The sequence below is a fragment of the Streptomyces sp. NBC_00569 genome (assembly GCF_036345255.1).
Lineage (GTDB): Bacteria > Actinomycetota > Actinomycetes > Streptomycetales > Streptomycetaceae > Streptomyces.
Genome location: NZ_CP107783.1, coordinates 1,219,620 through 1,233,845 on the forward strand (window position 1 = coordinate 1,219,620; position 14,226 = coordinate 1,233,845).

At 70.8% G+C, this 14,226-nt stretch carries 8 protein-coding genes; 6 read left to right on the top strand and 2 right to left on the bottom strand.

What is annotated here, in order from left to right:
* Nucleotides 1-65: 65 nt before the first annotated feature.
* The 6 genes from OHO83_RS05700 (at nucleotide 66) to OHO83_RS05725 (ending at nucleotide 9,320) form a co-directional block, all read left to right on the top strand.
* Entirely contained in the window at nucleotides 66-1,412 is a 1,347-nt protein-coding gene (locus OHO83_RS05700) for a diaminopimelate decarboxylase (protein WP_330280720.1), read from the top strand.
* Nucleotides 1,413-1,674: 262 nt separating this feature from the next.
* Entirely contained in the window at nucleotides 1,675-3,186 is a 1,512-nt protein-coding gene (locus OHO83_RS05705) for an amino acid permease (RefSeq protein ID WP_266678229.1), read from the top strand.
* 306 nt (nucleotides 3,187-3,492) lie between these two features.
* Nucleotides 3,493-5,301 carry a methylmalonyl-CoA mutase subunit beta gene (locus OHO83_RS05710; protein ID WP_266678227.1) on the top strand — a complete coding sequence of 603 codons (1,809 nt, stop codon included), beginning with the start codon at nucleotides 3,493-3,495 and terminating at the stop codon, nucleotides 5,299-5,301.
* On the top strand, nucleotides 5,301-7,487 hold the full coding sequence (gene scpA / locus OHO83_RS05715; RefSeq protein WP_266678225.1) for a methylmalonyl-CoA mutase: 2,187 nt from the start codon (nucleotides 5,301-5,303) through the stop codon (nucleotides 7,485-7,487). The genes OHO83_RS05710 and scpA overlap by 1 nt, the downstream gene beginning before the upstream one ends.
* Before the next feature lie 12 nt (nucleotides 7,488-7,499).
* Nucleotides 7,500-8,480, top strand: coding sequence for a methylmalonyl Co-A mutase-associated GTPase MeaB (gene meaB / locus OHO83_RS05720; protein ID WP_266678223.1), 981 nt, complete (start codon nucleotides 7,500-7,502; stop codon nucleotides 8,478-8,480).
* A gap of 234 nt (nucleotides 8,481-8,714) precedes the next feature.
* Complete coding sequence (locus tag OHO83_RS05725) at nucleotides 8,715-9,320, top strand: GPP34 family phosphoprotein (protein WP_330278843.1); 606 nt, start codon at nucleotides 8,715-8,717, stop codon at nucleotides 9,318-9,320.
* A 133-nt stretch (nucleotides 9,321-9,453) separates the two neighbouring features.
* Here OHO83_RS05725 and OHO83_RS05730 read toward each other — a convergent pair whose 3' ends face one another.
* Together OHO83_RS05730 and OHO83_RS05735 are read right to left on the bottom strand one after the other, a co-directional pair.
* Entirely contained in the window at nucleotides 9,454-12,843 is a 3,390-nt protein-coding gene (locus OHO83_RS05730; RefSeq protein ID WP_330278844.1) for a S8 family peptidase, read from the bottom strand.
* A 225-nt stretch (nucleotides 12,844-13,068) separates the two neighbouring features.
* Entirely contained in the window at nucleotides 13,069-14,097 is a 1,029-nt protein-coding gene (locus OHO83_RS05735) for a helix-turn-helix domain-containing protein (RefSeq protein WP_330278845.1), read from the bottom strand.
* Nucleotides 14,098-14,226: the final 129 nt, after the last annotated feature.

Consider the following 14,226-nt stretch of genomic DNA (forward strand, 5'->3'; position numbering starts at 1 on the left):
GGCGGTCGATCCGCCGGGCACCCAGCCGGCAGTGCGCAGTGAGAAGGCAGGAACACCCCATGACCATGGCCCCGGAATCCGTCGTCCGCAGGGAGGCGGCCGTGCGCGCCGCCGCCGAGCAGGGCCTGGTCGGCGCGCAGGCGCCGGTCCTCGGCCTGCTCGACGTGGCGGGGATCCGCGGCGCCGCCCGCGAGCTGCGCGAAGCGTTCGCTTTCGACGGGGTCTCGGTACAGCACACGTTCGCGGTGAAGGCCGCCTCGCTCGTGCCGGTCCTCGCGCTGCTGAACGAGGAGGGCGTGGGCGCGGAGGTGGCCAGCGTCGGCGAGCTGGAACTGGCCCGCGCCGCGGGCGTCCCCGCCGAACGGATCGTCTTCGACTCCCCGGCCAAGACGATGGACGAGCTGCGCGACACTCTCGCCCACGGCATCGCGGTCAACGCCGACAACCCGCAGGAGCTGGACCGGGTCGACGCCGTCGTCGCCGATCTCGGCGTCGGCTGCGCGCCTGTGGGACTGCGGGTCAACCCGCAGGTCGGCGGCGGTTCGATCGGAGCGATGAGCACGGCGACGGCCACGTCCAAGTTCGGCGTGGCGCTGCGCGACGAGGGCGCGGAGCAGTGGGTGCTCGACGCCTACCTGCTGCGCCCGTGGATGACACGGCTGCACACCCACACCGGCTCCCAGGGTGTCGCCCTGGAACTGATGGCCGAAGGGGTGCGGGCCGCGTACGAGCTGGCGGAGAAGATCAACGCGCACGTCGGCCGGCAGCAGATCGACACCCTCGACATCGGCGGCGGCCTGCCCGTGAACTTCGCCTCGGACGAGGTGACCCCGGCCTTCGCGCAGTACGCGCGGCTGCTGCGGGAGACCGTGCCCGGCCTGTTCGACGGGCGCTACACGCTCGTCACCGAGTTCGGCCGTTCGCTGCTGGCCAAGCAGGGGCTGATCATGGCGTACGTCGAGTACACCAAGACCTCCGGCGGCCGGCGGATCGCCGTCACGCACGCCGGGGCGCAGGTGGCCACGCGCACCGTGTTCGTGCCCGAGTCGTGGCCGCTGCGCGTGGGCGCGTACGACGCCGACGGCCGGCCCAGGACGACCGAGCCGCTGGTGCAGGACGTCGCCGGGCCGTGCTGCTTCGCCGGGGACCTGGTGGCGCGGGAGCGGGAGCTGCCCGAGCTGGCGCCCGGTGACCTGGTCGCGCTGTACGACACCGGGGCCTATTACTTCTCGACCCATTTCCACTACAACAGCCTTCCGCGCCCTGCTGTGTACGGATATGCCGTGTCGGACGCGGGCGTGGTGACGTTCGCTCCGGTCAGGTCCGCCCAGACCGTGGCCGAGGTGGTCGCGGAGTCCGGTGCGGCGCAGGCCACCTCGCTGCTCGGGCTGACCGGCCGACCCTCTTCGTAGGGGAGCTCCCCACCTGGGAAAAGTTGCCCCAGGAAACGGTTTAAGGTGGCGTGACGCCGCGTGGTCATCCCGCGGCGCCCCACCGGGACACTGCGTTCCTCGCGTGATCCGCACAGCATCACGCCAGGTCCGCCGCTGTCCCGCTCTGCCGGCCCGCCGTACGGGGGGACGGGCCCTGTCCAACAGGTATGCCGCGCCGCTTTCCGGCGTTCGCTTTCGCGTGCGCGGGGGTGCGGTGTACCGCTATGCACGTCGGAGAAACATGGAGCACACAGCACAAGCCGAGCCGCAGGCCCGGCAGGCGCAGGCCCCTGCCGCTGCGACCGAGGGCAGCGCGACCGGCGCGGCCGGCGCCATCCGCGAGGGGGGTTACACGGCCGGTCTGCGCAACCGCCAGGTTCAGATGATCGCGATCGGCGGCGCCATCGGCACCGGCCTCTTCCTCGGCGCCGGCGAGCGGCTGCACGCGGCCGGCCCGTCGCTGGTCGTCATCTTCGCGCTCACCGGCCTGTTCGCCTTCTTCATCTCGCGCGCCATGGGCGAACTGGTGATGCACCGGCCGACGTCCGGTTCGTTCGTCTCGTACTCGCGTGAGTTCCTCGGCGAGAAGGCCGCCTACACGGCGGGCTGGGTCTACTTCCTGCACTGGGTGTGCAGCGGCATCGCGGAGATCACCGCGGTGGCGATGTATCTGCACTACTGGGCGGCGTTCCGGGACATTCCCCAGTGGACGCTGGCCCTGTTCGCGCTGCTCGTGGTGCTTGTCGCGAACCTCGTCTCGGTGCGCTGGTTCGGCGAGTTCGAGTTCTGGTTCTCGATCATCAAGGTCGCCGCGATCCTGGCGTTCCTCGCCATCGGCTGCTGGCTGCTCGCCAGCCGGCACCCCGTCGACGGCCACAGCACGGGCCCGCAGCTGATCTCCGACAACGGCGGCATGCTGCCCAACGGCCTGCTCGCCGCCGTCGTGCTCATCCAGGGCGTGGTCTTCGCGTACGCCGCGATCGAGATGGTCGGCATCGCCGCCGGCGAGACGGCGAACCCGCGCAAGGTGATCCCGCGCGCCATCAACTCCGTGTCGTGGCGCATCGTGCTCTTCTACGTCGGCAGCGTGCTGCTGCTCGTCCTCCTGCTGCCGTGGACCGCGTACAAGGCCGGCGAGTCGCCCTTCGTGACACTGATGGGCAAGCTGGGTGTTCCCGGTGTCAGCGGCATCATGAACTTCGTGATCCTCACGGCGGCTCTCTCCAGCTGCAACTCCGGTCTCTACTCGACCGGCCGTGTGCTGCGCTCGATGGGCCTGGCCGGTTCGGCGCCCGCGTTCACCACGAAGATGAACAAGCGGGGTGTGCCCTTCGGCGGCGTCCTGCTGACCGCGTGCTGCTACATCCTCGGCATCGTCCTCAACTACGTCGTGCCGGAGCGAGCGTTCTCCATCGTGCTGAACTTCTCCGCGATCACGATGATCGGCACCTGGGTGATGATCATGGTCTGCCAGATGGTGCTGCGCCGCAAGGCGCTGCGCGGCGAGCTGGAGCGCCCCGCGTTCCGGCTGCCCGGCGCGCCCTTCACCTCCTGGCTCACGCTCGCCTTCCTCGGCGTCGTCGTGGTGCTCATGTGCGTCGACGGCGGCGACGCCGCCTGGTCGGTGGCCTGCCTCCCGCTGATCGCGATCGGCCTGGTGATCGGCTGGTTCGCGGTCCGCGGCCGGGTCGCCGAGCGGCAGTCGACCGGACATCCGGCGGTCGAGCAGAGCCCCGCCGAACAGCAGGGCTGAACGACACGAGTGGGGCACCGTTGCCGACTCGCCGCACCCCGGCGAGTCGGCAACGGTGCCCCACACCAGTTGAAGGGCAAAAGGACGTCGGTCGGTGATGACCGGGCGGACGGAACAACTCACATACGAACAGCGCCGTTTGACTGCGACGGCCGAGAGCGTGCACGCACGCCGATGCCATGCGCGTCACGCACGAACAGCAGCCCGCTCCTGGCCAATAGACGACCCACGCCCCCTGGGCAAGGAGAACAAGGTCACACCCCTACGGTGTGCTGCTCTTCTGTCGGTCTGACCTAGCATCCGAGCATGACGGTCCTGCCTGACGACGGGCTCTCCCTGGCGGCCGAGTTTCCTGACGCGACATATGAGCAGTGGCAGCACCTGGTCTCGGGTGTCCTGCGCAAGTCGGGAAAGGAAGTCTCGAGCTCCGCAGCGGAAGACGCCTTGTCCACCGCGCTGGAGGACGGGCTCCGCGCCCGCCCTCTGTACACCGCGCGCGATGACGCCCCTCCCACCGGCCTTCCCGGCTTCGCGCCGTTCGTGCGCGGCGGACGCGCCGAGGGGAACAGTGTCGGCGGGTGGGACGTGCGCCAACGACACACTGGCGCCGACCCGGCAGCCGTACTGGCCGACCTGGAGAACGGCGTCACCTCTCTGTGGCTCACCGTGGGCTCCTCCGGCATGCCCGTCTCCGCGCTGCCCGGCGCACTCGACGGCGTCTATCTGGATCTGGCTCCGATCGTCCTGGACGCCGGCGCCGAAGCCGACGCCGCCGCACGTGAATTGCTGCGCCTCTACGAGGAGTCGGGCATCGCCCCGGACGCGGCGCGCGGCAACCTCGGCGCGGACCCGCTGGGCCACGAGGCCCACACCGGGCTGCGATACGACGGCGCGCCGGTCACCGAGCTCGCCGCGTTGTGCGCCGGGCAGTACCCGGGGCTGCGCGCGCTGACCGTGGACGCCCTGCCCTACCACGAGGCGGGCGGCTCGGCCGCGCAGGAACTCGGCTGTGCGCTGGCGACCGGCGTCGCGTACCTGCGCGAGCTCACCGAAGCGGGGCTCGGAACTCAACAGGCCCTGTCCCAGCTGGAGTTCCGGTTCGCAGCGACCGCCGATCAGTTCCTGACCGTCGCCAAGCTGCGCGCCGCGCGCCGGTTGTGGGCCCGGGTCGCCGAGGTGTGCGGGGCGTCGCAGGCGGGCGCCCAGGTGCAGCACGCCGTGACGTCGCCGGTGATGATGACCCGGCGTGACCCGTGGGTGAACATGCTGCGGACCACGGTCGCGACGCTCGCCGCCGGTGTGGGCGGTGCGGACGCGGTGACGGTACTTCCCTTCGACAGCGCGATCGGTGTGCCCGACGGGTTCGCCCGCCGTATCGCGCGCAACACCTCCACGATCCTCATCGAGGAATCGCACCTGTCCCGGGTGATCGACCCCGCGGGCGGCTCCTGGTACGTGGAGCGGCTGACCGACGAACTCGCTCACGCCGCCTGGGAGTTCTTCCGGACCATCGAGCGCGAGGGCGGTCAGGCCGCCGCCCTGCGCTCCGGTCTCGTCCGCGAACGGCTCGCCGAGACGTGGGCGGCGCGCAGCGTACGGCTCGCCGCGCGGCGTGAACCCGTCACCGGCGTCAGCGAGTTCCCGTACCTCGGCGAGAAGCCCGTCGAGCGCGTACCTGTGGAGGCTCCGCCCTCCGGCGGCCTGCCCCGCGTGCGTCGGGACGAGGCGTTCGAGGCTCTGCGAGCCCGCTCGGACAGCCACCTCGCGGCGACCGGTGGCCGCCCCCGCGTGTATCTGGCCGCGCTGGGCCCGGCCACCGCGCACACCGCACGCCTCACCTTCGCGGCCAACCTGTTCCAGGCCGGCGGCATCGAGGCCGTCACCGACGGCACGTTCGAGGAGAGCGGGGCCCAGGAGGTGTGCCTGTGCTCCAGCGACACGGTGTACGAGGAGCAGGCCGAGGCCACCGCCGGGACGCTGCGGGCCGCGGGCGCGCGGCACGTGTTCCTGGCGGGCCGGCCCGGAACGTATCCCGGGGTCGACACGTACGTCTTCGCCGGCTGTGACGCCGTGGCCGCGCTCTCCGCCACGCTCGACCGCATGGGAGTGTCCTGATGTCCATCCCTTCCGTCCCCGACTTCTCGGCGGTAGAACTCGGGACACCGGCCGTCGGCGCCGGCGCGGACGACTGGCGCACCGCGGTCAAGCGGGCCACCGACGGCGACGACCTGCTGTGGGAGACCCCCGAAGGCATCACCGTCAAGCCGCTCTACACCGGGCAGGATCTGGAGGGCCTCGACTTCCTCGACACCTTCCCGGGCGTCGCCCCGTACCTGCGCGGCCCGTACCCGACGATGTACGTGAACCAGCCCTGGACGATCCGCCAGTACGCGGGCTTCTCCACGGCGGAGGAGTCGAACGCCTTCTACCGGCGCAACCTCGCCGCCGGACAGAAGGGCCTGTCGGTCGCCTTCGACCTGCCCACGCACCGCGGCTACGACAGCGACCACCCACGGGTCACCGGTGACGTCGGCATGGCGGGTGTCGCGATCGACTCGATCCTCGACATGCGGCAGCTCTTCGACGGCATCCCGCTGGACAGGATGACCGTGTCGATGACGATGAACGGCGCCGTGCTCCCCGTACTCGCGCTGTACATCGTGGCCGCCGAGGAGCAGGGCGTACCGCCCGAGAAGCTGGCCGGGACCATTCAGAACGACATCCTCAAGGAGTTCATGGTCCGCAACACCTACATCTATCCGCCGAAGCCGTCGATGCGGATCATCTCCGACATCTTCGCGTACACCTCGCAGCGGATGCCGCGCTACAACTCCATCTCGATCTCCGGCTATCACATCCAGGAGGCGGGCGCGACAGCCGACCTGGAGCTGGCCTACACCCTCGCCGACGGCGTGGAGTACATCCGCGCCGGGCGGGAGGCGGGCCTGGACGTGGACGCGTTCGCGCCCCGGCTCTCCTTCTTCTGGGCGATCGGCATGAACTTCTTCATGGAGATCGCGAAGCTGCGGGCCGCACGGCTGCTGTGGGCCAAGCTGGTGAAGCAGTTCGACCCGAAGAACGCCAAGTCCCTTTCCCTGCGCACCCATTCGCAGACGTCGGGCTGGTCGCTGACCGCGCAGGACGTGTTCAACAACGTCACGCGTACGTGTGTCGAGGCGATGGCCGCGACCCAGGGGCACACCCAGTCGCTGCACACCAACGCCCTCGACGAGGCGCTGGCGCTGCCCACCGACTTCTCCGCGCGCATCGCCCGCAACACACAGCTCCTGATCCAGCAGGAGTCCGGCACGACCCGGGCCATCGACCCGTGGGGCGGCAGCGCGTACGTCGAGAAGCTGACCTACGACCTGGCCCGCCGCGCCTGGCGGCACATCCAGGAGGTCGAGGCCGCGGGCGGCATGGCGCAGGCCATCGACGCGGGCATTCCCAAGCTCCGTGTCGAGGAGGCAGCGGCCCGTACCCAGGCGCGGATCGACTCCGGGCGGCAGCCGGTGATCGGGGTGAACAAGTACCGGGTGGACTCCGACGAACAGATCGAGGTCCTCAAGGTCGACAACTCCTCGGTGCGCTCGCAGCAGATCGGCAAGCTGCGCCGTCTGCGCGCCGAACGCGACGCCACCGCCTGCCAGGACGCACTCGACGCCCTCACCCGGGCGGCGGCCGGCGAGGGCAACCTGCTGGAGCTCGCCGTGAACGCGGCCCGTGCGAAGGCGACCGTCGGGGAGATCTCCGACGCCCTGGAGAAGGTGTACGGGCGCCACGCCGGGCAGATCCGTACGATCTCGGGTGTGTACCGCAACGAGGCAGGCGAGTCGCCGTCGGTGGACCGCACCCGGGCTCGCGTCGACGGGTTCGCCGAGGCCGAGGGGCGTCGGCCGCGCATCCTCGTCGCCAAGATGGGCCAGGACGGCCACGACCGCGGCCAGAAGGTGATCGCGACCGCCTTCGCCGACCTCGGCTTCGACGTGGACGTCGGCCCGCTGTTCCAGACCCCGGGCGAGGTGGCACGGCAGGCCGTCGAGGCGGATGTGCACATCGTCGGGGTGTCGTCGCTGGCCGCCGGTCACCTCACCCTCGTGCCGGCGCTGCGCGAGGCGCTCGCCGAGGAGGGGCGCGGCGACATCATGATCGTGGTGGGCGGTGTCATCCCGCCGCAGGACGTGCCGACGCTCCTGGAGATGGGGGCGGCCGCGGTGTTCCCGCCCGGCACGGTGATCCCGGATGCCGCCCACGACCTGGTGACGCGGCTGGCGGCCGGGCTCGGGCACGACGACCTGTGAGCCGGTGAGTCCATGGCCATCGACCTCGACACCTACGTCAAGGGTGTGCTCGACGGGAAGCGGGCGCTCGTCGCCCGCGCCATCACGCTCGTCGAGTCCACCCGGCCCCAACACCGGGCACTGGCCCAGGAGTTGCTGACCGAGCTGCTGCCACACAGCGGGCGGTCCCGCAGGATCGGGATCACCGGTGTGCCGGGCGTCGGCAAGTCGACGTTCATCGACGCCTTCGGCACGATGCTCACCGGCCTCGGGCACCGGGTCGCCGTGCTCGCCGTCGACCCGTCGTCCAGCCGGACCGGCGGCTCCATCCTCGGCGACAAGACCCGCATGGAGCGCCTGGCCGTCGACCCGGCGGCCTTCGTACGCCCCTCCCCCACGGCCGGCACGCTCGGCGGAGTCGCCAAGGCGACGCGCGAGTCGATCATCGTGATGGAGGCCGCCGGCTACGACGTGGTGCTCGTGGAGACCGTCGGCGTCGGCCAGTCCGAGACCACGGTCGCGAACATGGTCGACTCCTTCCTGCTGCTCAGCCTCGCCCGTACCGGCGATCAGCTTCAGGGCATCAAGAAGGGCGTCCTCGAGCTGGCCGACGTGATCAGCGTCAACAAGGCCGACGGCCCGCATGAGCGCGACGCGCAGGCGGCGGCGAGGGAGTTGGCGGGCGCGCTGCGCCTGATGCATGGAAAGGACGCCTTCTGGACACCGCCTGTGCTCAGTTGCAGCGCACGCGAGTCGACCGGCCTCGACACCGTGTGGGAACGGCTCGAACAGCACCGCGCCCTGCTCGACTCCACCGGGCGCCTCGCCGCCCGCCGGCGCGATCAGCAGCTCGACTGGACGTGGGCCATGGTCCATGACGAGCTCCTCGGCCGACTCCACACCGACCCGGCGGTCCGCGCCCTGACGCCCGAGCTCGAACAGCAGGTCCGCGACGGACAGGTCACCGCCACGCTGGCCGCCGAACGCATCCTCGATGCCTTCAGGGGCCGCTGAGCAAGCCCCCGGGCCGGCCCCTCCCGGCCGGGAGCGACACCGATGCGCGGGGGGGATCCGGATGGACCCCTCCCCCGCACAAATGACGATCTTCTGGCCCCCTCCATGCTGCGGATCGGATTCCCGGACGACATGGTCGTAAGAGGGCACTCATCGCCCGGAGCGCGGCGACAATCGACCCGGGAGCCGCCGGCGCTCCCGCCCCGCACTCGGCCGACTGACGTGGAGCCGCTCATGACCACCGCACGGGACCTCGCGATCGTTGCCCTGGCTGAGACACCCGACCACCCCGTGGAGCAGGGCGAGCTGTCGCTGGCGCTCGCGGGGGCCGAGGTGTTCGACCTCATCGAGGCCAAGGCCCTGATCGTGGACGGCGACCGCATCCTGCCCAGCGCCCAGTCGCCCACCGGGGACCGCCTGCTGGATGAATCCGCCGCGGCCCTCGTGCGACAGGAGCCGTACGAGTCGGTCGAGGAGTGGCTGTGGCGCCGGGGCCGCGGGCTGTCCTCTGCGTACGTCGACGAGCTGGAGCGGGAGGGGCTGACGGCCCGGCCGCGGGGCCTTCGGCATCCACTGCGGAGCGGGCGGACGGAGCCGGTCGACTCGGCGGCCCGGCGCCGGGCCGAGGAGCGCTGGGCGGCGGGCGAGCCCGTCCTCGTCGCCCTGGCCGCCGCCGCGGGAATCCGGGACGAGCCGGCCGATGACGCCCCCGAGCTCGCCGGAGACGCGGTCGCGGCTGTTCTGGCCGCCGTCGGGAACGCCGTTCAGGAGCTGCAGGCCGTACGACAGCGCAGGGCGATCGAGGACGCGGCGTTCGACAACGTCTGGCGCGGTTACTGAGATCTGTTCTTGCCCACGCGCGAAGAAGGGCGTCCGACAGGCATCTTCCTGTCGGACGCCCTTCCCGGCGCGTGCCACCGCCGGCCGTACGGCTCTCACGAGCTGAACGGCTGCCCGGCGGGACAGCGCGTGGTCAGCGAACGTCGTAGGCGCGGGTGATGGTCTGGGTGACCGCGTTGCCGTTGGCGTCGGTGAACTCGGCCTTCGTCATGACCTGCTTGCCGGTGGCGCCGGTGTGGTCGAGGACGGCCGTCCACTTGCCGTCCTTCTTCTGGGTCGACGCCGTGATCCAGGTGGTGCCGCCGTCGTAGGAGTAGGACAGCGAGGCCTCCGTGATCGCGCCCGGGGTGTACCCGGCGTGGCCCTCGACCGACAGGCCGACCTTGATGCCGCTCTGCGCCGGCAGAGTGTTCATGCCGTCCACCGGCACGTCGTACACCGGGAAGAGGATCGGCAGGCCGCGCGAGTAGACGTCCGGCTCCCGGTGGGAGCGGAAGCCCCACGTGGTGGCGACAGCGGTGGAGCGCAGCCAGTTCCGGTCCGAGGACGGGATCTTCTCCAGGTACTGGGTGAGTTCGTACGCGGAGTCCTCGTCCGGCACGCTGAACACGTCGTACGGATAGGCGCTGGTGGCGATCTGCTGACCGTCGCGCTTCAGCACCAGTTTGCCGAGGTCGCCGAACGACCCGCCGTAGGACCAGTGGTCGTCGGATCCGTCGAGCCAGAGCGCGGTCTGGATGCCGATCAGGTCGCCCTGACGCTCGGCGGCCAGCACCGGCTTGCCGTCGGCGTCGCGTGGGGCGGCCGGCCGCAGGGGGCCGCCGTACCACTCTTCGGCGCTCCGCTGTCCGGCCCGGTAGATGCGGTCCTGGTCGCCCATGAACGCGGCAAACGGGAAGCTGGTCATCGCGCCGTGGCTCCAGGCGGCGTCGCCGGTCGTGTAGTAGGCGGTGCGGGTGCCGGGCACGTGGACCGTACCGAACGGGCTCACGGCGATGTAGGCGCCGCCGCTACCGGCGGGGCGGACGAACATCGCATCGATGTAGTCGGCCTCCTTGCCCATGGCGTGCCACGTTTCGGTGACCCGGGCGAGCTTGGAGTCCTTGGGCTTGTAGACCTGGTCGGAGTGCAGCGGACCCCCGGTCGGGAACGACAGGTTGTAGACGTAGGGCGAGCCGTCCTCGGAGCCGGTCGCACGCCAGGTGGGCCGGAACTCGAAGGTGCCGTTCTCGGCACGTCCGTCGATGTCTGCGTAGAACTTCTGGACGGTGCTGCCGGCCATGATCGATCCGGATATCTGCCAGGTGTCGTCCCACGTGCGGGCGTAGCTGAACGTGGTGTTGTCCAACGTCGAGGGGCGGTCGGTGTGCAGGCTCAGCGCGTGGGCCTTGCGGGCGTCGAGGACGACGGTGGTGTCATGGGTGAGCCGCAGCTGCGGGTTCGCGAGGTAGCTGACCGACTCGGGCGCGTTGTCCGCGTCGTAGCTCCCCACGAAGCTGCTGAGGGCATAGTCGCCCGGGCGCACGCGGTACGTCTGGTCGGTCGCGCCGTTGTTGCTGCGGCGTTCGCCCTTGTCGGTGTCGAGGCTGACCAGGTCCAGTGAGGAGGGGCCGGCCGCGGGCTTGCCGTTGCGGTCGATGACCTTGACCCGGAGCGTGACCGTCTCCGGCTGGACGTAGAGCGTGACGGGCACGGAGACGTGCGCGTCGCCGCCGGTGGCCAGGATCCGGCCGGTGACCGCACCGTACTGGGCGTCCTGCAGACGGGCGGTGGGGTCGATCCGCAGCGGCACCTGAACGGTGGCGCCCGCGGGGACCTTCACCTTGTCCTCCGCCGGCTTGACGATGCCGGAGCGGACCTCACTGCCGTCGTTGCCGTGCACACCGCTGACCTTCAGGCTCAGGGTGAGGTCGCTCTTACCGGTGTTGGTGAAGGGCACCTGCACGGTGGTGCGGTCCGAGGCGTCCTGCGGCCAGTTGAAGCTGCCGGCCTGGACGGCGGGCGCGGAGAGCACCTTCTGGTTCACCGCGCCGAACACGTCGAGGACGCCACCGCCGGTCTGGTCGGCGCCGGCGACCTTGCCGCCGGTGCGGGCGGAGGAGACCAGGGCGGCCTTGATCTGCTGCGCGGTCCAGTCCGGGTGGGCCTGGCGGACGACGGCCGCGGCGCCCGCGACATGCGGGGTGGCCATGGAGGTGCCGGACATCGTCCGGTAGGCGTAGACGCCGCGGCCGCCCGCGCCGGCCGCCGAGATGTCGACGCCGGGAGCGGCGATCTCGGGCTTGAGGGTGTGGGTGACGGCCACGGGACCGCGGCTGGAGAACGACGCGGTGGTGTCGTCGCGGTCGACGGCGCCGACGGTCAGCACGTCCGGCACGCAGCCGGGGGAGGAGACGGTCTCGGTGCCCGAACCGGCGTTGCCTGCGGCGATGACGAACAGGGTGTGGGTGTTCTGCGAGAGCTGCTTCGTGGCCTGGGCCATCGGGTCGGTGCAGTCGCCGATCGCTGGGTTGCCCAAGCTCATGGAGACGACATCGGCCTGCTGGTCGACGGCCCACTGCATACCCGCGATGATCCAGGAGTCCAGGCCGTAGCCCTGGTCGTTGAGGACCTTGCCGATGAGCAGGGAGGTACCGGGGGCGACGCCCTTCTTGCGGCCGTCACTGGCCGCTCCGGACCCGCCGACCGTGGAGGCCGTGTGGGTGCCGTGGCCCACCCGGTCGTCGGTGGTCGTGGAGTCCGTGAAGTTCTTGGACGCGGCGACCCGGCTCACCAGGTCCGGATGCTCGGCGTCCACGCCCGTGTCCAGCACGGCCACCTTGGTGCCCTTGCCGTCGTAGCCGGCCGCCCAGGCTTCCGGCGCGTGCACCTGCTTGGTGGACCGGTCCAGCGTGGCCTCGGCCTTGCCGTCCAGCCACAGCTTCTTCAGCGGGGAGGCGGCACGTGAGCGGGTGTCGGTGATGTCCCGCCAGAACGTGGCCGCGGTGTCCTTGCCCGCCTTGAGCGCGACGCCGTCCACAGCCGGGAGGCTCAGGCCCCGCTCGGAACCACGAGGGGCCGCCGGTGCGCTCTTCGCGACGTCCACACCATTCCGGTAGGTGGCGATGAGCGGCAGCGTGTCGGTGTGCGCGTCGTCGTATCCCTGACGGATGAGCCCGGTGACGTTGAACAGCTGCTCGTCGACCTTGCCCTCGGCGATCGCCTCGGACGCGTCCTCGGGGTAGACGTAGAGGTCCTTGCCCATCTGGTACGTCTGCACCATCGGCTGTGTGCCGTCCTCGCGGGGCAGCACGGCGGCGGAGCTGTGACCCGACCTGTCGGTGGTCACCACCACCTTGTCGCCGGTGACGAGCGTGACCGTCGTCTGCTTGCCGCCTGCGGCCCTGGCCCCGCTGCCGACGACGGGTCTCTTCCTCGAGGCACCGTCAGGCGGCGTATCCGCCGCCCCGGAAGGCGCGACCGCCGTGACCGCCAGGGCGGCGGCGGTGGCCGCGCCCATGGCTATACGCGTTATGGAGCGCATGGATCTCCCAACTCGAAACCGTGAACATGCCGTGCTGCCGCTGCAGCCTGGCAGACATCCAGATCGTGGAGTGATGCGCCGCGTGACGGGTTTCCCGCATGTCGGTTTTCCGACACGCGGTCACATCTACGGGTTCCTCAGCTCGGTGGAAACCCGGGCCGCACGCAGCAGCCTCGGCCGGATCGAGGTCGTCGAGGAAGGAGGCTCTCAGGACCGGTCAGAACGTCAGAGCCAGCCCGCACGTGCCGCGTGCCACCCCAGCTGCAGGCGCGAGTCCGCTCCCGCGAGGTCCATCAGACGGCGTGTCCGTCGCTCCACGGTGCGTATGGACAGGCCGAGTTGGGAGGCCGCACGCCGGTCGGAGATCCCTGCCAGCAGGAGGGCGAGGACCTCCAGTTCCCCCTCGGTCGGCCGCTGATCGGTTGTCGGCTGCGCGCGCACATCCGTGGTGGTGACGTACAGAGGCCGGGCCTCGGCCCATTCCTTCTCGAAGAGATGGACCAGGGCCGTCAGCAGACCGCTGCGGTGCACCACGATGGCGCTCGGCTCGCCGCCGGCGTCCGTCATGTCGAGTGGCACCATGGCACGCTCCCGGTCCGACACGACCATCTTCAGCGGCAACGAGTCGGCCAGGCGAACCTCGATGCCCGCAGCGATGCCGGCCTTCACGTCCCGCGCCATGTCGGGACCGTCGAGGTAGTCCTTGGCAGCCACGACACGGAAGTCGACTCCGCGGTCCAGGGCGGAACTCTCCGACACGTCGGCTTCGTCGCGCGCCACCGCGGTGGGAGCGCCGACGAGGAAGACGAGCAACTCCCGCTGGGCGCCGCGCTGCAGTTGGTGGAACCGGTGTGCCACCTGATCCACGCCGACGACCACCTCCACGACGCTGCCCGCGGGGTGCGCGGCAGTACTGCGGTACTGCTCGGTCAGCATCGAGAACGCCGTCTCGGCCCGGTGCAGTGCGTTGCGCTGCTCGACGAGAATCGGGGCCAGGGCCACCGAGGGTGGTGTGAGCCGGTAGCGGGCGGGCCGGCTGCCGGCGTCGCAGTCGGCCGGGTCGGACACCCCGCTCCCGGCCTCGGTGGAGACCGCGACCAGACCACGTGTCGTCAGGTCGAGCAGGATGCGGGTGGTCTCGGCCTCCTCAAGTCCGGTCTGCCGAACGAGGTCCTGCGCGGAGGCAGTCGGGCGGGACAGCAGTGCGGTGTAGACGGCCTCTTCGGCCGGGCCCAATCCCAACGCCTGCAGCATCCAGCTCCCCCTCGGGCGGCCGCCGTGCCTGGCCTTGGCTCGGGTGGACCGAGCGGGTTCTTCGCGGCCGAACATTATCCCACTGTCAGGAAGTCGCCATGGTCCGGCGCCCGTTGTGGACGCACCTGA

Excerpts from the sequence above, each read along its gene's own strand:
- OHO83_RS05710 (WP_266678227.1), top strand. The coding sequence starts at position 3,493 with ATGACGGTCCTGCCTGACGACGGGCTCTCCCTGGCGGCCGAGTTTCCT.
- OHO83_RS05705 (WP_266678229.1), top strand. The coding sequence starts at position 1,675 with ATGGAGCACACAGCACAAGCCGAGCCGCAGGCCCGGCAGGCGCAGGCC.
- meaB (WP_266678223.1), top strand. The coding sequence starts at position 7,500 with ATGGCCATCGACCTCGACACCTACGTCAAGGGTGTGCTCGACGGGAAG.
- OHO83_RS05725 (WP_330278843.1), top strand. The coding sequence starts at position 8,715 with ATGACCACCGCACGGGACCTCGCGATCGTTGCCCTGGCTGAGACACCC.
- OHO83_RS05735 (WP_330278845.1), bottom strand. The coding sequence starts at position 14,097 with ATGCTGCAGGCGTTGGGATTGGGCCCGGCCGAAGAGGCCGTCTACACC.
- OHO83_RS05730 (WP_330278844.1), bottom strand. The coding sequence starts at position 12,843 with ATGCGCTCCATAACGCGTATAGCCATGGGCGCGGCCACCGCCGCCGCC.
- scpA (WP_266678225.1), top strand. The coding sequence starts at position 5,301 with ATGTCCATCCCTTCCGTCCCCGACTTCTCGGCGGTAGAACTCGGGACA.
- OHO83_RS05700 (WP_330280720.1), top strand. The coding sequence starts at position 66 with ATGGCCCCGGAATCCGTCGTCCGCAGGGAGGCGGCCGTGCGCGCCGCC.